This is a genomic window from Nonomuraea mesophila (assembly GCF_004352805.1).
GTDB classification, from domain to species: domain Bacteria; phylum Actinomycetota; class Actinomycetes; order Streptosporangiales; family Streptosporangiaceae; genus Nonomuraea; species Nonomuraea longispora.
In genome coordinates this window covers 60,246-78,104 of sequence record NZ_SMLD01000023.1, presented here as the reverse complement: position 1 = coordinate 78,104, position 17,859 = coordinate 60,246, and the positions used below count along the sequence as shown (strand labels likewise).

11 protein-coding genes are annotated in these 17,859 nt (G+C 67.7%); 3 read left to right on the top strand and 8 right to left on the bottom strand.

The window, feature by feature from the left end; genetic code table 11:
- Positions 1-58: 58 nt before the first annotated feature.
- The 4 genes from E1295_RS12050 to E1295_RS12035 all read right to left on the bottom strand — a co-directional run bounded on the left by E1295_RS12050 (position 59) and on the right by E1295_RS12035 (position 3,242).
- The gene (locus tag E1295_RS12050) at positions 59-964 is read right to left on the bottom strand and encodes a hypothetical protein (protein ID WP_132630342.1); all 906 of its coding nucleotides are present in this window, start codon (positions 962-964) and stop codon (positions 59-61) included.
- Between the two features lie 45 nt (positions 965-1,009).
- Positions 1,010-1,438 carry a type II toxin-antitoxin system VapC family toxin gene (locus E1295_RS12045; RefSeq protein ID WP_132630341.1) on the bottom strand — a complete coding sequence of 143 codons (429 nt, stop codon included), beginning with the start codon at positions 1,436-1,438 and terminating at the stop codon, positions 1,010-1,012.
- On the bottom strand, positions 1,425-1,703 hold the full coding sequence (locus tag E1295_RS12040; protein ID WP_132630340.1) for a hypothetical protein: 279 nt from the start codon (positions 1,701-1,703) through the stop codon (positions 1,425-1,427). Before E1295_RS12040 ends, E1295_RS12045 begins: the two co-directional genes overlap by 14 nt.
- 99 nt (positions 1,704-1,802) lie before the next feature.
- Entirely contained in the window at positions 1,803-3,242 is a 1,440-nt protein-coding gene (locus E1295_RS12035; RefSeq protein ID WP_132630339.1) for an acetyl-CoA synthetase, read from the bottom strand.
- Between the two features lie 284 nt (positions 3,243-3,526).
- Between E1295_RS12035 and E1295_RS12030 the strand changes: the two genes are divergently transcribed.
- Together E1295_RS12030 and E1295_RS12025 are read left to right on the top strand one after the other, a co-directional pair.
- Positions 3,527-4,651 carry a trypsin-like serine peptidase gene (locus E1295_RS12030; protein ID WP_132630338.1) on the top strand — a complete coding sequence of 375 codons (1,125 nt, stop codon included), beginning with the start codon at positions 3,527-3,529 and terminating at the stop codon, positions 4,649-4,651.
- Positions 4,652-4,989: 338 nt separating this feature from the next.
- A complete protein-coding gene (locus E1295_RS12025) occupies positions 4,990-6,075 on the top strand; it encodes a trypsin-like serine peptidase (RefSeq protein WP_132630337.1) in 1,086 nt (361 codons plus the stop codon).
- A 36-nt stretch (positions 6,076-6,111) separates the two neighbouring features.
- Here the strand turns inward: E1295_RS12025 and E1295_RS12020 are convergent, their stop codons facing one another.
- Both E1295_RS12020 and E1295_RS12015 read right to left on the bottom strand, forming a co-directional pair.
- Positions 6,112-8,085: a sugar transferase gene (locus tag E1295_RS12020; RefSeq protein WP_132630336.1), complete on the bottom strand. Its 1,974-nt coding sequence runs from the start codon at positions 8,083-8,085 to the stop codon at positions 6,112-6,114.
- A 138-nt stretch (positions 8,086-8,223) separates the two neighbouring features.
- Complete coding sequence (locus E1295_RS12015) at positions 8,224-9,210, bottom strand: DUF418 domain-containing protein (RefSeq protein WP_132630335.1); 987 nt, start codon at positions 9,208-9,210, stop codon at positions 8,224-8,226.
- A gap of 148 nt (positions 9,211-9,358) precedes the next feature.
- Between E1295_RS12015 and E1295_RS12010 the strand changes: the two genes are divergently transcribed.
- Positions 9,359-9,823, top strand: coding sequence for a hypothetical protein (locus tag E1295_RS12010; RefSeq protein ID WP_132630334.1), 465 nt, complete (start codon positions 9,359-9,361; stop codon positions 9,821-9,823).
- A 23-nt stretch (positions 9,824-9,846) separates the two neighbouring features.
- On the opposite strand, the gene E1295_RS12005 is transcribed toward E1295_RS12010, so the two are convergent.
- Complete coding sequence (locus tag E1295_RS12005; protein ID WP_132630333.1) at positions 9,847-10,299, bottom strand: hypothetical protein; 453 nt, start codon at positions 10,297-10,299, stop codon at positions 9,847-9,849.
- Between the two features lie 62 nt (positions 10,300-10,361).
- Positions 10,362-17,747: an RHS repeat-associated core domain-containing protein gene (locus E1295_RS12000; protein WP_132630332.1), complete on the bottom strand. Its 7,386-nt coding sequence runs from the start codon at positions 17,745-17,747 to the stop codon at positions 10,362-10,364.
- Positions 17,748-17,859: the final 112 nt, after the last annotated feature.

Sequence of the window (17,859 nt, the reverse complement as noted above, 5' to 3'; positions counted from 1 at the left end):
CCCCGCCACCGTCCTGCCGGCGCCTCGCCACCCCCTGTGTCGACGCGGGCCCGCGGGTCTACTCGTGCGTGATGCGGATGCCCTGGACGACCTGGTCGCGGAACCTCTGGGAGCCGGTGACGGTGACCTGCACGCCGCCGCGGCACACCGAGTCGACCGGTCGCCCGCGCCCGCGGATCACGTAGGGCACCCTGGCGGTGCGTTCGCAGCCGGGCGCCGGCGTCAGCACCACCATCGTCCCCGCGCCGCCGCCGAACCACAGCTGCGGCCCCACCGGCTGCCCCCGCACGGTGTCGCCCGGCTCGGCGAGCCGCACGCCGTCACCGGCGTCCTCGGCCGACAACACCAGGTAGCCGTCCTTCGTCACCTTGCCCCGCAGCCCTTCGGCCAGCGCCGTACGCTCCTCGAACGACAGCCCGCTCCCCTGGTCGTACATCGCCAGCCGCCACGGCCCGAACACGAACATCAACACCTGCCCGTAGCCGCCGCTGCCCGCCGGGCGCGGCCAGAGCGTGACGTTGGGGGCGTAGTTTCTGATCGGTTCGCCGCCTTGGGTGATCTGCATCTCGCCGCCGTACGGGGCGACGAACTGGCGGTAGCTCCCCTCCACCCAGACACCCTGGAACGGCCGCGTGCCCATGTCGGCGAGGCCGAGCTCGGCCGGATAGCGCACCTTGGCGCGCGCCCCGTGCGGGAACACCACGTCGAGGACCTCGTCGCCACCCTTCTTCGTGGCCTCGGCGTGCAGGATGTTGGGCGGGTTGTCGATCGTGCGTAAGGACCTGATGGGCCCGGGGACCGGCTGCGGCGACACCGGACCGGGTGCGGGAGCGGGCGCCGGCTCCTGGCTGACGAGCAGGCTGACGGCAGGGACCAGCACGAGCGCCAGGACCACCACCAGCCCGATCCAGGGACGGCGTCCGCGCTCGCCGCCTGACTCGATGACGTCGAACCGCTCAGCCACGACGTTCCTCGCCGAGTAGTCTGGCTTGCGCCCTTTCCCTCCAGTTCAGTTGAGGGGGGACCGCCAGCGCAAGCCCTCGAACCTGGCGAAGTCCTTGTCACAGGTCACGAATTCACAACCGTGCTCGATGGCGAGCGCGGCGAGGTAGGCGTCGGGAACGAGGTTGCCCGAGGCCCCGGCCTGCCGGCACAGCCTGACGAAGATCTCCCAGTGCCTGTCCGCGCCGCTGACCACCAACGCGTGCGGCTGGTTGCGGTAGGACGACGCGAAGGCCAGGGCACGGTCGAGGTCATCGGGATCTTTGTAGATGCGCCGGTTGGTGACCATGCGGACGAAGCCGTTGACGACGAAGTCGCTCACGGCGTAGCTGGAGTCGCCGTTCACCATGCGCTCCACGGTCGCATGGCATCGATCGTGGTCGGCAGACTCGTGGCGGAAGGCGTTGACGAGGATGTTGATGTCAGCGAGAAGCATCGAACACCTCCGGGAAACGCTCCTCGTCGTCGAGGTCGTAGGCGATGTGCTCCAGCTTCTCGCCGGCGTCGAGCCGCCTTTGCACCCATGGCTGGAAGCCCGGCTCGGCGGTTGACGTGATCAGCTCGATGCGGGGGCGCTCCGTTGCTTCCGCGGAGCGGTTGATGAGTTGCCGCAAGGCGTCCTCCATCACTGAGTTGAGACTGCGTCCGTTTCTCGCCGCATAGGCCTTCGCCTCGTTGAGGAGCGTCTCGTCGATGCGCACCGTGGTCCTCCGCATGACTCCAGCGTGGGCGAGTGACATAAAAATGTCAACCCCGGATAGTAGTCGAGCGGTCACAGATTTTGCATCCACTTCAGGGGATCACCAGGTCGCCACGTTCACCTCACCGTCATGCGCGACCCGTACCACCTGCCCGACCAGCTCGCGCGACTCGGCGTCGGCCAGCAGGTCGTCCCGTGTCACCACCGCGTACGCCCGCCCGCCGGACGGCACGTCCACCACGAGCACCCCGCGCTCCGGCGCGCCGTCCCGCCCGTGCGCCACGGTGTAGCCGGCCACGACGGCCTCACCCGTGCACACCGGCACGATCGGTCTCTCCTCGGCCACGAACACCGGCGCGGCCTCTCCGAGAGTTCCGCCGGGCTCGCTGGACCAGACGGCCCAGGCGTGCTTGGTCAGGTGCATCCCCACCCCGGTCACCAGGCCGTGTCCCGGCTGCGCGCGCAGCAGCCCCGCCATGGTGGCCGTCGAGTGCAGCACGTAACCGCTGGCCGGCCCGCCCGCGTACGGCAGCCCGCCGGTCACCGTGAGCCCGCGCCGGTCCAGCGGGTCGAGCCCGATGGCGTCGCACGCCTGCCGCAGCGCGATCGCGAAGCAGCTGTAGAGATCGAGGGAGTGCGGGTCGTCCGGCCCGAGCCCCGCACGCTTGAAGGCGGCCTCCGCGGCCCTGCCGACGGCCTCGGAGCGTCCGAGCGCGGGCCGCGCCGCCACCTCCCAGGTGTCCTCCGCGTACGCCCACCCGCGCAGGTACACCCGCTGACCGGCGGGCACCCCGAGCCGGTCGGCCAGCCGTGAGCTCGCCAGGACGACGGCCGCCGCCTGGTCCACCTCCATGACGGCGACCGTGTTCCTGGTGTAGGGCCAGCCGACGAAACGGTTGCCGTGCACCAGCTCGCCGGGGGTGCGCGGGGTCCTGCGCCAGGCGTACGGGTTGGCGGCGGCGACCTCGGTCATCGGCGCCATCATGCGCCCCCGCTCGCGCATCTCCTCCTCGATCGTGAGGCCGAGCGCCGCCCGCCGCGCCGTTTCCATGATCGCGTACGTGTGCACCGGCATGAACAGGCCGTGGGCCAGCGCCGAGGGATGCGGCGGCCGTTCCCATCCGTACGGGGGTTTGGGCACGGCCGGATGGCTCCACGGCACGCTCTCGCCCGCCTGCCGGTACGCCCGGCGCGTGGCCAGCGCCTCGGCCCCCGCGACCAGCGCCGAGTCGATCTCCCCTGCCGTGATCCTGGCGGCCGCCTCGCCGATGAGCAGGTGCGGAGCCGTACCGCCGACCTTGGAGTAGGCGCGGTGGCGCGGTGCGGCTCCGAGGCGTTCGGCGAGGCGGCCCACCGGCGCGTCGTACTGCCAGGAGTCGCTGTAGACGAGCTGGATCGAGTCGAGCCGCCCGGCCGGGAGCCGGGCGTCGGCGGTGGCCGCGCGCGCCACCTCCTCCCACAGGTCGAGCGGTTCCTGGCCGGGCTGCTCGCGAATGGTGCGTTGTGCGATGCCAATGAGGCAGGGCGTGCGGGGATCCATGAAACCATCTAACCAGAACAACATTCGGTTGATAAGCAGTGGCTTCTGATAAAGCGAGTTACCACTGTTGCCGGAGCCGAAATAACACCCCTTCCCACCTGCGGAAATGCCGATCAGGAATACATGCGATCTCGCTATTTCCATAACGGAACGGAACCGGGCCATGCTTTTTCGCGTCGTTTCCTGGCCGCCGCTCCGGCCATTTATTAACGTTCCGATCGTTTTCCTGGCCCACCCGGGGCGCAGCACCCCGCTCTGGGCCGCCGAAAGCCGAGAGGAGCTCCATGTATTCCCGAGCAAGGCGCATCGCGATCCCGCTGGCCGGCCTGGTGGCCGTCGGGCCGGCCACGGGAACGCTCAGCGGCGCCGCGGCCGGCGCGACGGCACCTTCAGACGTCGTGTCCAGGAACGCGGCCACCCCCGCCGAGCAGGCCATCCAGTTCTGGACGCCGGACCGCGTGAAGCGGGCGACCGACCACGACGACACCATCGACCTGACCACCAAGGGCCTCAGAAGCGGCAACAGCACCCCCGACGGCCCCGCCGGATCCGTCCCGCCGATCGGCGGGGAGAAGAAGACGAAGGCCAAGAAGAGCAAGCAGGTCAACCTGCCGAACACCGTCGGCCGCGTGTTCTTCACGCTGCCGAAGGCCGACCCGCGCAACCCGAAGAACTGGCGTTACTGCTCGGCCAGCTCGGTGCAGGGCAAGTACCGCAACCTCGTGGCGACCTCCGCCCACTGCGTGTACGACACGAAGAAGAACATTTTCTACGACAACTGGGTGTTCATTCCTTCGTACTGGGACGGCAAGAGCGTCTGGGACGGCAAAGCGCCCTACGGCATCTACGCCGCCAAGACGTTCAACGCGCACGACGACTTCCTGGTGAAGGAGGACTTCGACTACGACTACGCGTTCGTCAACGTCTACAACGGCATCAAGGTCGACTGGGCGAAGGAGAGGGGCCGCTGGAAGTGGCGGGTCAAGAACGTCGGCCGTCTCGGTGACAACGTCGGCGGCCAGGGCTTCACCTGGAACCGCAGCACCAAGGCGACCGTGTTCTCCTTCGGCTACCCGGCCGGCGAGCACCCCGACGGCGACAAGCCGTTCAGCGGGCGCACGATGAAGTGGTGCTACGGCAAGACCAAGCCGATGCCCGAGGCCAAGAAGTACAACCTGCAGGAGCACGTCGGGCTCAAGTGCTCCTTCACCGCCGGGGCGAGCGGCGGGCCGCTGCTGTACTCGTACAAGAGCGCGTCGCGCACCGGCTACCTGATCGGGGTCAACAGCGTCGCGTGGGACACCGACGGCAACGACCGCTACGACCACACCTCGTCGCCGTACTTCAACACCGACACCTACAAGGTCTACAAGGCCGCCGCCAACCGCTGGACCGGCAACATGCCGTGATCGAGCCCGGCACCCAGGCCCCGGTTCCCGGGTGGGTTCCGGGGCCTTCCCCTGGCGGCGGAATGGGCCCGGCGACGACGTGGTGTGCGCCACTCGGTCAACACCGAAAGCCCTGCGAAAGAGCACTTTTCACGACACATCATGCGATCGGCATACCTACTCTGACCTGCGAAGATGCAACAGTTTAATGATCATTTAGAGGTATGCGGAGTGGATGTCTGACAGAGTCCTTATAGTGCGAAGTGCACCCTTGATCAGGTAACGAATCTCTATCCACGCTGCAATACCGTCTGTACATCTGGAAAAATCCCACCTTACGACCCCAAGAAAGGCAATAGATGATCCCCCGGGCCAGGCACCTCGCGCTCGCTGCTCTGAGCAGCGCGCTGCTGGTGCTGTCCGCCCTCACGGGGATCGCCGACGCCGCGCGCGACAGCAAGGTGTACGCCGTCCCCCTGGCCACCACCCAGGTGGACGTGAAGAGGGTCGCCGAGCACTGGAAGCCCGACCGGCTCAAGGCGGCCGACAACTACAGTCCCGCCACGCCCGACACCAAGGCGGCCCCGACCTCGCAGCCCCAGACGTCCACCGACCAGCGCAACCCCGTGGCCGCCATCAGGCGTTCCCTCGCCGCGAAGAACGTGGCGCCCGTGATGCCGCGCAAGGGCAAGCTGGCCACGACCATGGGCAAGGTCTACTTCCGCTTCGGCGACAAGGAGTACTGGTGCTCGGCCAGCGCCGTCGCCGCCAAGAACCGCAGCGTCGTCGCCACGGCCGCCCACTGCGCGTACGACTCGCGCCAGGCCAGGGCCGCCGACTCCTGGATCTTCGTCCCCAGCGGCGAAGCGTCAGGAGGCATCTACGTGGGCGCCGCCATCAGCATGCACGAGGACTGGTCGGGCAAGGGCGACTACGACTACGACTACGCGTTCGTCACCGTGCACCGCGGCTTCACGTGGACGAAGAAGAACGGCACCTACATCATGAAGGACATCGGCCGGCTCCAGGACAACGTGGGCGGGCAGGGGCTCGCACTCAACAAGAAGCCCTCCACGTACTCCCCGGTCTCCTTCGGCTACCCGGCGGGCATGCAGCCCGACAGGAGCCACCCGTTCAACGGCAAGAGCCTGCGCAGCTGCGACCGGACCCTCACCCAGTGGGCCGCCGTGGCGCCCGCCTTCGACCTGCAGAAGGGCGTACAACTGCAGCCGTGCGACTTCAGCCACGGCGCGAGCGGCGGGCCCTGGCTGATCGGCTGGAACGAGAACCGCGGGCTCGGCACCCTGGTCGGTGTCAACAGCCTCACCTGGAACAGGGACGCGCAGGGCTGGTACGACGCGGTGTCGTCACCGTACTTCGACACCACCACGGGAGAGGTCTACCGGCACGCCTCATCCGTACGGACCATCTCCAGAATCGGCTGACCGCGCCCCGGGCCGCCTCCCGGGACCGCACGGGCGTCAGCCCTTTCCTCCCGTCACCGCGGAACCCCAGGCTTTCATCATCTTCTGGAATTCCTTCCCGAAATGCTCGCGGTCGATCGGCTCGCTGGCGTGCTGGAAATACCAGTTGTCCAGCCTCCCGCGCAGCATGTTGAAGTCCGGGGAGGCATCCGCGTAGCCGAAGTACGACTTGTAGAAGCCGAAGTGGCTCCACATTCCCGGAGTGGCCGCCTTCTTGCCGGTCGTCCACGCGTCGTTGACCTGCGGGCTCAGATAGCGTGCCATCTCGTCATGGGTCGCCTGCACCAGGGAGCGCGGTCCGATGAACGACATCTTCCCGGCGGCGACCTGCGGCAGCTGCGGAAGCTCGTCCCATCCGGCGGCTCGCATGACCTTGCCGAATCGGGTGACCCGGGTGTCGGCGGATCCCAGGCTGGAATCCATGCCGTCGGAGCTTTTCATGGAGCGGAATTTCCACATGTTGAAGAGTTCGCCGTCCTTGCCGAGCCGCGGCTGCGTCATGAAAGGGCTCTTGCCGTCCTCGGCGAACTTCACCAGCGCCGTCAGGCCGGCCACGGGCGCGGCGAGCGGCATGAACGCCATGGACCACTTGAACTCCATCCACCTCTTCTCGGGGCTGCGCAGCCACTGCAGGCCCTTCTTGGGGAAGGGTTCCCGCGGCAGGCGCAGTCCAAGTTCGGGAGACACACGCTGCCGGCCGGCCGCGAACGTCTTGCCGGCCAGTTCCGCGCCGGTGCCGAGGAGGGCCATGCCGAAGCCCGCCTGTGCGGCATGTTTCCAGTCCCAGCCGTACCCGCTCGCCCATCCGGCCGTCGCCAGGGCGCCGGTGCTCACCGTCCCCCCGACGAGGAGGCGGGAGAGGACCCGTTCCCAGCCGGGTTTCTCCATCGCCGAGGCCAGGCCGGTCAGCAGCGGGCCGCCCTTGCGCAGGAGCGAGGGCAGGGCGCCGTGCGCGCCGCCCATGAGGCCGCCGGCAACCGCCCCGTGCCACGTCGACTGGAGGAGCTGCTTCAGGTCGATGTCACCGGTGGTGAACAGCTGGTCGATCACGTTCAGCCCACCGGCGAAGGCCATGCCCAGCACCGCCTCGCGAATGATCCGCAAGGTGATCTGCAGGGCCATCCCCTCCAGCCGGATGACCCGCGCGGCCGCGGCGTTGAGATAGGGGTTGATGACGGTCGCCACGTACACCAAAGTGATCACGTAGGCGGCGGCCACCCAGAAGTGCCACTGCGCCTTGGAGATCGCGTCCATCCCCGTACGGCAGTACTCGGCGAGCTCGTCCGCCTGCCGTTTCAGCTCCGCCAGCAGTCCTTTCTCGCCGGTGAGCATCTTCACGGCCTTCTTGTACTCGTCCGTGTTCGGCCCGTGCCCGGACGTGATCACCCGCCCCGCGTGCTGGTCGACCTCCTCCGCCACCCGGTCGACGACGCGGCCGATCGTCAGCGCGGCCTCGCGCAGCACGTTCACCTTGGCGATGTCGCCGTCGGGGTAGGCGCACCCGAAACCCATGGCCTGCAGGAACCATGCCGCCTGCTGCACGAAATCGGGCGGCTCGACCGTCGAGGGCAGTCTGCCGCCCTCGATCACCGGCCGGTATTCCTCGATCTCCTCCAAGGCCGCGGATGACGGGAGCTGCGAGGATCTCTGTCCGGTCAGGACGTCCATGGTCGCGCTGTTGGCGCTGTGGTAGACGATGCCGGCGTTGACCATGCCGGCGCCCATGCCCTGGAGTAGGTTCACCGTACCGACCAGGTTCTCCAGCAGGGCGTCGCGCAGCCCCACGAACCCCGGCGCCTTCCGCGCCCGATCGCCCTCGTACAGGGCCCGGCCCAGGTCGTCACTCCCGAACGGCCGCTCGCCCATCGCGTCGCAGAACTCGTCCACGCCGATCCGCAGGTCGCGCACCGCGTCCTGGACGCCACCTCCGGCTCCCATCCAGGTCTTGGCGGAGTAAGCGGTTTCCAGCATGGTTGCGACCCCAGCGAGCGTTACCGACGTTCGGTTGATCTTGTCGCGAAGACTGTCAAGAGTGTACAAGGATCACCGAACGGTGCAATTCGGATACAGAACTCCTCGCTGCGGACCGACGGCGGGGCGCTCAGCCGATCACGTACCGATCCGGCGGAAAGGCGGGCGGCGGGCCCAGGTGACCCAGCGCCAGAGCCATTCGAGCGGGCCCTGGCGGTAGCGGCGCAGCCACAGGACGGACAGCAGCCACTGGGCCGCGAGGATGGCCCCCGCGGTCAGGAACGCCACCTGCAAGGACTGGCCGACCGGCAGGCCGAGGATGCGGCTGGCCGCCAGGACGAGCAGCGTGGCGGTCAGGTAGTTGGTCAGAGCCATCCGGCCCAGCGGCGCGAAGACGACCCGAAGCACCGGCCGCAGCGGCGTCCTGAGCAGGACCAGCAGGGCGCACACCACCACGCCGGCGATCAGCAGGTCGGCCAGGCTGGAGGGGAACGACGGCCGCATCGGGTCAGCCCCGATCTCCACGTGGGCGTGCACCCACAGGGCAGCGGCCGCCCCACCCACGAAGACCAACCCCAGCAGGAGCGGCCCTCGGGTGGATCGCTCGATCCGCTCGATCACCCCGTACCGGACCAGTGCCGAGCCGAGGAGGAACAGCCCGGCGATCAGCAGAGGCCCTCCCCCGCCGAAAAGCGCCACCGGAACGAGCACGACGGCGAGGCCGGCCACGGCCCATCGCGGCAGCCAGGACGAGGGCAGCAGCACCAGCACGCCGACCACCGCGTACTTGGTCAGGATCTCCCCCGGCCACAACACCATGTGCACGAGCCCGATCGCGAGCAGCGCCACCAGCCGTCGCAGCAGGACCAGCCACGGGCGGGAGACGCGGTCGGCGGCGGAGTCCAGCAGCAGCGTGAACCCGATGCCGAACAGCAGGGAGAAGATCGGTAACCCGAGCCACGGATCCCAGTCGCCCATGGGCTGCGTCACGACGGCGGTGCCGTGATTGGCGATCAGCTGGATGTTGGCGAACAGGATCTCGCACAACGTGAACCCGCGCAGCACGTCGAGCGCGATGATCCGGGGCCGGGAGGTCGGTTCGTGGGGGAACTCTTCGCGAAGCATAGGGCCGAATCCTGCACAGCCGCCCGCGGGGACGGTATCGGCCGAAAGCATGGTCAGCCGCATCCATGAACGTACTTTCGGGCAACGGTGCAAGGGGGTGGTGACGTCTGTGGTCGGCCCATCAGTGATCATGCCCGATGCTGGATGCATGGTCCGCATCCCGCCGCGCACGGCCACCGACGCCTACCTCTCCAAGAGGGGCGGATCGGTACGTCTCGACATCGTCTTCGACGTCGACCTCGGAGAGCTGGTGGAAGGCCACCACGTGGTCGCCCGAGGGCTGGAGCTGACGGAGGCCGGCGGCGTGCTGCACTACGAGTTCGTGCCCGGACTGCGGCAGCAGGAGGAGGAGACCAAGGGCACCTTCTTCTGGTACTGGATGTTGTCCACGGAGGACGACCTCGGCACTTCCTACGACGACCACAACAACGGCGCGTTCGACCCGGAGGGCGAGGCGGCCGCGCACGGAACTCGCCACCTCGGCGGGCCGGTTCCCGGCTCCGCCCGCCTGCTGCAGCTGAACTTCACGCCGGCCGGCGGATGGACACCGCCACAAACCTGGTGCCGGCGACTGGACATTTCCCTGCCCGACGGTCGCGTAACAGCGTCGTGAAATTCCGCCGAACGAGAACGGCCCTAGGTGTCCGTCCGGCGCACGCTCAGGACCACAAGAGCGTCCGGGTGTCGTGCCACGGCCTGCGCCTGTCTTACCGCCTGCCCGAGTTTGTCATTGAGCGACAAGTTGGTCCCGTCCGGTGTCTCGAGAGTCAGAAGGTGGTCGGGCCACTGACCGGATCGCATTTGCAGGCCGGGATAACTCAGTTGCGTCATCACCTTCCAGTTCCTGGACTCCAGAGCACGAGAAACATCGCCCACGGCCGCCCCTTCGTCAGCCAGCCGGCGATCGACGATGAGATATTCTGTCACGATGACCGAGTCGGCCTCCGTGTAACGCAATTCGGTCCGCGCCACGACACCGCCGACTTCTTCGATCTGACTGATCGCGCCCGCATCCACCTCAAGCGGCTTCGCCACCCAGAACCAGCCGATAGCCGCATAGGCCAGGCCGCAGAGCAGGCCGATAGCCACGACCACGGCAGTCGCCGACAGAGCCAGAGACCTTACACTTATCTGCCGCATTGTCACGCTTCCTACTGCCATGGGTTGTAAGCAGGCGTCGGCGCCTTGCATGACGGGGCGTTCACGCAGTCCCAGTATTCGTTGGCCGCGTTCCGCACCCAACCATAGATGGCGTTCCATCGCTTCTGAGCCTCGGCCGTGGGAGCAGGCCCGCCATTCCGCCATCGCTCGAAGTCGTGAGGATCGACGCCATAGGCGACTGCGGCTTCCCAGTCGTTGATATGGCGCGTGGTGTTCTCACGACCATCCCGGTTCGGCCCGCCGGGAACGACTATTGATTCCTTGAGGTGCCGCAGATATGCGGCGGTGAGGCGGATCGCGAAGGCAGCGTTATGATTGAGGATGCGCCCGATGTCTTCGTTGCTCAACTCCTTCGCCATGTCTTTGTAATACTTTTTCATCATCTCTCTGGCTGTGCCGATCTGCATCTGACCGATCCCCAGGGACGTTGTGTCCAGCCATCCTTCTCGTTCTCCGACGGCATCACCCGGATATCCACCGGTCGGCTCCCAGTGGGACATTTCATAGATCAGGACCGCGGCCAGCGCTCTCCGGTCCACACCGTGCTCCTTCGCCGCCCTGGTGATCTCTGTTCTGAGGCTCAACAGCCGCTTGTATTTACTGTAGTACTCGTATCGGACATCAGGGCCGGAGATGCTCCCACCCATAAGCTTCATGTCAGGAGACAGCGCACCATAGCCGTTCAGTTTGAAGCCCGCGAGCCGTGGATCATCGGGATTCTTCCCGGCGGCTCTCTCCATTGCTTCCATACTCTCCAGTCCGCCGACCATCACCCAGCTCGCCGCCAGGTCGTCGTTCGTCATCCGCACGGACCAGCCGGCCATGTACGCGTTCTGCACCTCTTCGTCGGCGAACCAGAAGTTCGGTTGGTCGACCTCTCGTCCGTTCGGCATGATCTTGTAGCCGAGACGTTCGATCTCCTCATCGGAGAAACCGGGACTGGCGAACCACCACTCGTTGTCGGTCACGAAGTCGCTCCACCATTGCTGGTGCACGAACGTCTCGTGACAGATGCTCCCGCTGGAGATACAGCCGCCACTGGCCCATCCGGCTTCCCTGAGCGAACCGCCCGGAACGGTGTTGTGGCCGGTGGGGTCGGTGCCGGTGAGGGGTGAGGCGTTGGCGTAGGTGTAGCGGTTGGCCTGGATCGAGGGGTTGGGGTTCAGGGTCATGGTGTCGCGGCTGGTGAAGGTGCCGGTGCCGGGTTGGTACCAGCGGGCGTGCATGTTGACCTTGCCGGTGTCGGGGTCGGTGTATTCGCCCTGGTAGCCGAGGTTGGTTGTGGTTCCGGTCTGGGCGGTGACGGCGCCGAAGGGGTCGTAGGCGGCGGAGGTCTGCAGGGTGGTGGTGTAGGTGGCCACGAGGTCGCCGTGCAGGTCGGTGAACGCGGCCACCGCTGCGCCGGTGCCTTCGGTGAGGCCGAGCAGGCCGCCGCCGGCGTCGCGGGCGTAGCGTGCCTGGACGGTTCCGCTGCTGTCGGTGATGGCGGCCAGGTCGTTGCCGAGCCCTGCGTAGGCGAAGGTCTGCTTGGTGGTGCCGCGGATGCGGCTGGTGAGGCGGTCGAGGGCGTCGTAGGCGTAGACGCTGTCGCCGTCGGCGATGAGCCGGTCGAAGGCGTCGAAGGTGTAGCCGGTGGTGGTGCCGTCCTTGGTCTGGGTGGCCAGGGTGCCGCGCGGGGTGTAGGTGTAGGTGCTTGCGTCGCCGGTCAGCAGCCGGTTGCGTTCGTCGTAGGTGAAGGTCTTGTCGCCGGCCTTGGTGCGGTTGCCGGCGGCGTCCCATTCGTAGGCGGTGGTGGCGCCGTCGGGGGCGGTCCAGGAGGTGAGGCGGCCGGCGTGGTCGTAGGCGTAGGTGCTGGTGCCTGCCCCTGCCGTGCCGGTGGTGGTTTTGGTGGTGAGGTTGTCGTCTTTGTCCCAGCCGTAGGTGATCGTGGCGAGCTGGGTGCCGGAGCCGTTCTTGAGCGTCTGTCCGGTGAGGCGGTCCATGGCGTCGTAGTCGAAGCTCTGCGTGCTCGCCTGGCCGCTGGTGGCGGTGATGGTCTTCAGGCGGCTGGCCTGGTCGTAGCCGTAGGTGAGGGTGCGGTTCGTCACCGGGTCGGTGGCGGTCTTCAGGCGGCTGGCGTTGTCCCAGGTGAAGGTCGCGGTCCCGGCGGCATCGATGCGCTGGGTGGGGTTGCCCAGCGCATCGTAGCGGTAGGCGGTTTCCTGGGTGCTGCCGCGCGTCACCGTCAGGGGCAGGTCGCGGTCGTTGTAGTCGACGGTCAGGTTCCCGGCGGTGGTCATGCGGTTGGCCAGGTCGTAGCCGAAGCTGCGCTCGGCGGTGGCCGCGTCGCCGCCCGCGCCGTTCTCTTGGGTGAGGCGGCCGAGGTGGTCGAAGGTGCGGTCGATGCGGACGCCGCCGGGCTGGAGGGTGGCGACCGGGTTGCCGGCCGCGTCGTAGAGGTGGGTCCAGGTACGGTCGGCCGCGTCCGGGTGCGCCGTGGTGGCCGGTTCGGTCACCGATTCGGCCAGGCCCAGGCTGTTGTAGGTGGTCCAGGTGGCGTTGCCCCGCCCGTCGGTCAGCCGGGTGCGGGCGCCGCTCGCGTCATAGCCGAAACTCGTGGTGATCGACTCCTCCTCCGAGACCGGCTCGACGAGCGCGGTCGGGCGGCCCAGGGCGTCGAACCTGCGCTGGGTGACGTGGCCCTCGGGGGAGGTGAGGCTGGTCTGGTTGCCGGCGGCGTCGTAGCCGAAACGGTAGGTACGCAGCACATCGCCGCTGCGGTCGAGGTCTTCGGCGGTGATCTGCCGGCCGGCCAGGTCATAGCCGGCGGTGGTCGCGTTGCCGTTGGGGTCGGTGGTTTTGATCAGCCGTCCGGCCAGGTCGTAGGCCATGCTGGTCGTGTTGGTGTTCGGGTCGGTCACGGAGGTGACCTCACCGGCCGCGTTCACCCCATATGTCGTGACCTTGCCGCCCGGGGCGGTCTGCTTGACCAGCCGGCCCGCGTCGTCGTACTCCATGGTGGTGGTGTAGGACGCCGTGGACGGCTTGCGCTCGATCTGCGTGACGGTGATCTGCCGGCCCAGGTCGTCATAGGTCGCCCCGGCCCGCGCCCCGGTGGGATCGATTGTGGCGAGCTTCTCCCCCGCCATGTCGTACTCCGTCACCCACGTCCCGCCCTGCTGCCCCTCGGGAGCGGGATCGGTGACGCGCACCTGACGGCCGAGCTTGTCGTATTCGAAAGTGGTCGTGTGGCCGCGCGGGTCGGTGGTGGAGGTGAGCTGCCCGGCCGCGTCGTAGGTGAGCGAGGTGGCCGGGGTGAGCGCGGTGCCGCCGGGCGGGGTGTAGCTGGGCGTCTTCTGGCTGGTCAGCCGGCCGGCCTTGTCGAAGACCGAGGTGACGGTACGGCCCTCGGCGTCCGTCTCGTGCGTCTTGGCGCCGAGCATGTCGTAGCCGAACCGCACGGTGGGGCGCGCATCACCGGCCGTGCCGTCCTTGTCGACCTTGACCTGCGGGCCGGAGGTCTCCACGAGACGGCCGAGCACGTCGTAGCGCATCTCGGTCGTGAACGCCTCCGCCTCAGCGCCCGCCACGTTGCCGCGCGGGTCGGTCGAGGCGACGGCCAGTCCGCGATCGTCATAGTCGACGGTGGTGACGAGGTCCTCCTCGCCGTTCTCGACGGTCGTCCTGGTGGGGAGGTTCGTCTTGCTGTAGGCCTGTTCGGTGACCTCGGCGCGATCGCTGTCAGCGCTGGTGCGGGTGGTCTTGATGATGTTGCCGTTGGCGTCGTAGGTGAACGCGGTCTTGCGACCCAGCCCGCCGGGGTCGAACGTCTGCGAGGTCAGGAAACCGGCCGCGTCGTAGACATTCTCGGTCGTCGACTGAGCGTTCCCGTCACCGGTGACGAGCTTGATCTGGTTGCCCGCCGCATCGTAGGTGTGGCTCTCCAGATCGACGTCCCGCGCGGTGCCGGAGCCGTTCAGCTTCACGTTGTCGGCGATCTTCTTGGCGAGCAGGTCGTCACCGAAGTATTCGAAGGAGGTCCTGCGGCCCATCGCATCCGACTGAGCCACCAGGCGACCCGCCGCGTCATAACCGAACGACGCCAGCACCTTGTCCGTGGCCGGCTGCGGATCGACCGGGCTGCCGGTCCAGCCCTTCAACGTCTGAGTGACCAGCTCGCCGCGCTCGCTGTAGGCGTGCTCGACCACCGCGCCCCTGGCATCCGTCACCGTGGCCAACCTGCCGATGGCATTCCAGCTCTGACGCACCACACCGCCCTCAGCGTCGGTGATCGTCTCCACCCTGCCGTGATCGTCATAGGTATAGACGGTCGCCCGCTCGGCGTCGCCACCGGTCAGATCGCTGACCGTCTCCCGCAGCCGGGCGCCGTCCGGGTCATAGGCGTACGTGGTGCGCCTGGTGTGCGTGACCCCCGACACCTCGTTCTTCACGCCCGGCTCGGTCTGCGTCGCCACACGACCCAGCACGTCATAGGTCAGAACCGTCTTCACCCCGTCCGGGTGCGCCTCGGACACCTCCGAACTCTCCCGCAGCCGGCCTAACGCGTCATAGTCCAGCTCGACCATCAACCCCTCAGGGTCGCGTTGCTCGGCCAGGTCACCGGCCGCCGTATAGCGATAGGTCCACGTATTACCCCTGGGATCCGTCTGAGAGGCCACCAACCCGGCCGGGGTGGTGCCGCCGCCGACAGCCGACTCGGTGCCGTCGGTGTAGGCGGTCGTGACCGAGCGGCCGTCGGGAAAACCAGCGGTGGCGGGGGTGGTCTGCTTGGTCTGCTCGCCGTACTCGTTGTACTCCCACCGCGTGGCGTAGGTGTCGCTCTCCAGGTCGGACGAGCGGGCATCCCGATGGACGACCATCTTGCCGTTACGGGGGTCGAAGTCGTCATCCTTGTTGAGGTGGTAGTCCGCGTACGCGTTCTGGCAGTTGGATGCCGTACGACACGACCTGTTGCGGATCGGATTGCCGCGCTCGTCGTTCCACAGGCGGAACACGTTGTCGTTGCGGTCGACCTTCTTGGCGAGGAAGCCGCCGGTGTCGTACTCGTAGCTCGTCTTGAAGTCGAGCTGGTCGATCTCGTACACCAGTCGATCGGCACGTCCCTGGTCGTAGCCGTAGGTCTGCTTGCCGTCGCGCGGATCGGTCACCTCGACCGTGTTGACCTTCTCCACCCAGTCGACCTCTGGCTTGCCGACCTTCCACGTTCCCCCGTGCCGGTCAACGTGTGTCAGGAGGCGGTCTGTCGCGGTGTCGTAGGTGTTCTTGGCCCAGATCCGGCCGGACGGCAGCGTGACCTGCGTCAGCTTGTTGCTGACCTTCGCCCGCGCCGCCCAGTGCGCCTGGACCGTGGCCTGCGCCAGCGGCTTGTCGTAGACCGCGAACTCGTCGATCGTGCCCTTGAACGCGAACGCCCCCGAAGCCGTCTGCCCGCCCGGAATGTCCGACCAGCCGGTGGCACGGTCACCGCTGCCCACGAACGCATATGCCCGGTAATCCGGCACGATCGTTCCGGTCAGCGTGCCGGCGAGTTCACCGTCGAGGTAGAGCTTCTGCTGCTCACCCGCCACCGTGAGCACGACATGATGCCACCGGCCATCATTGACCGGGGCGGAAGAGGCGATCGGGGTGTATCCCCTGTCCGACACCTCGCCCAGCTGACCACGCAACCGCCCGTCCGTGCCGACGTACAGGACAGGCTCCGTGGCGCCGAACTCGTAGCCGAACTGACCAGTGGACAGCACGACCCCGTTCTGCGTGGTCTGGATCCAGCCTTCGATCGAGAGCTCGTTACCCAGGTGATCCAGCATGTCGGACGGAAGTTCCATGGTCGACTTCGTGAAACCTGCGGCGGTGTCGCTGCTTCCCTCCAGCGCCCCCGGCCGGCCCACCGTAACGCCGGAATAGATGCCCGTGCCGCCCTCGCTGCCGAGGTTGGCCGCGGGTTCGTACCGGGCGTCGCCCAGGCGCCAATACCCCACGGGCTCGGCGTCGAGAACAATCCCCTGGTAGCGAGAACCGTCCCCATAGATAGAGGTCGTGCACTTGGGCGCGGCCGCCGGCGAGCACACCGACGTCAGATTGTCACCCGTATAGCTGTAGGTCCACGTCAACACCTTGCCGTCCACCTCATCCGTGGACACCGTGGCCACCCGGGGCCCGTTCCAGGTGAAATGCAGCGCCCGGCCGCCGACCCCCGTCACCGAGCTGAACGTGCCGTCATCTCCATAAGAAAGCGTCTGCGCCCGGCCCCGCCTGTCCGTGATCTTCAGCAACCTGCCTGACGCGTCGAAGTGATAAGAGGTGGAGGAGATGTCCATCAGGCGCCAGCCGCCGCCCTCCACCTCCGCCAGCACGTCCTTCATCCCGGGCGGAGGCTGGTACGTGCCGTCGCCCCTGGCCGCGAACCGGACCCGCCGGCCACTCGGATAGCTCACCAGCAGGCTCGCCGTCGTCGTTCCGGACACCTCCGGCACGACCTTCATGTCCCAGTGCGTCGACCAGCCGGCGCCGAAGATCCCGTCCGTACGCGGATCCTGACTGTTGTACGTCCGCGTCACCGACAAGGGCGGACCCGCGGTATTCACCTGTGCGTCCACAGCGCTGGTGGTGTAGTTCCCGGCGATGGGCGAGAACTCCTGCCCCTCGCTCGCACGCTCACCCAGATGGAAACTGTTCAACGGCTGACGCGCACCCGTGACGATCAGCTGCCTGTCGCTGACGTCGAACTCGCTGCTCTCCGAGTCCGTGACGCGAACCCACCACTCGTACTGCCGGCCCCACTGCAGCGTGTCCTCCGGCACCCGCCAACTGGATTCACCCAGGCGATTGCCGGACTGCCAGCACTCCGGCGTCGGGACGGGATCACCCTGCCCGTCGTCCTCGTCCTCCTCGGGTTTCTCACAGATGTGGAACCTGAAGCGCAGATCCGCCTCCGACCCCCCGCCCACCCGAGTCGCGCGTACGGTCAGCAGCGGCGTCGTGCTGCCCACCAACGTGCCCGTCCGGGGGTACACGTCCTCGATCATGGGGAACGCGAGCGGCAGGGCCTGCCGGTCCGCCTGCTCCACGCGCCGCACACCGGGCGGCAGGTCGGACTTCGCCGGCTTCAGCGCCTCGCCCCGCGGGTCCAGAGCGAGGGCTCCCGGCACCCGGGATTCCTGTTCAGGCTCCGGCCCGCCTGCGACCGAGGCCACGAGGCCGGGCACGACACCCGCTGTGCCCGGTTGCTGCCTGGGGATGGCCAGATCCGCCTGCGCCGAGGTCACCCCGCTCGACGCGTTCGCCTGCGCAGATGCCGGACCGGCGACCAGCGTCAGGAGGCCCGGTAGGACGGCGGCGAGAATGAGGACCGTAACTCGGGACAAGGACCAGCACATACTCCGTCACACTCCGAACCGCGCAGGGCGCCCACGGACGCCGGACGAAGCTCCACCCCACCCGGCAGCGGCCGAAGCCCTGACACGTGCGGTCCGGAGCGAGTCACCGAAC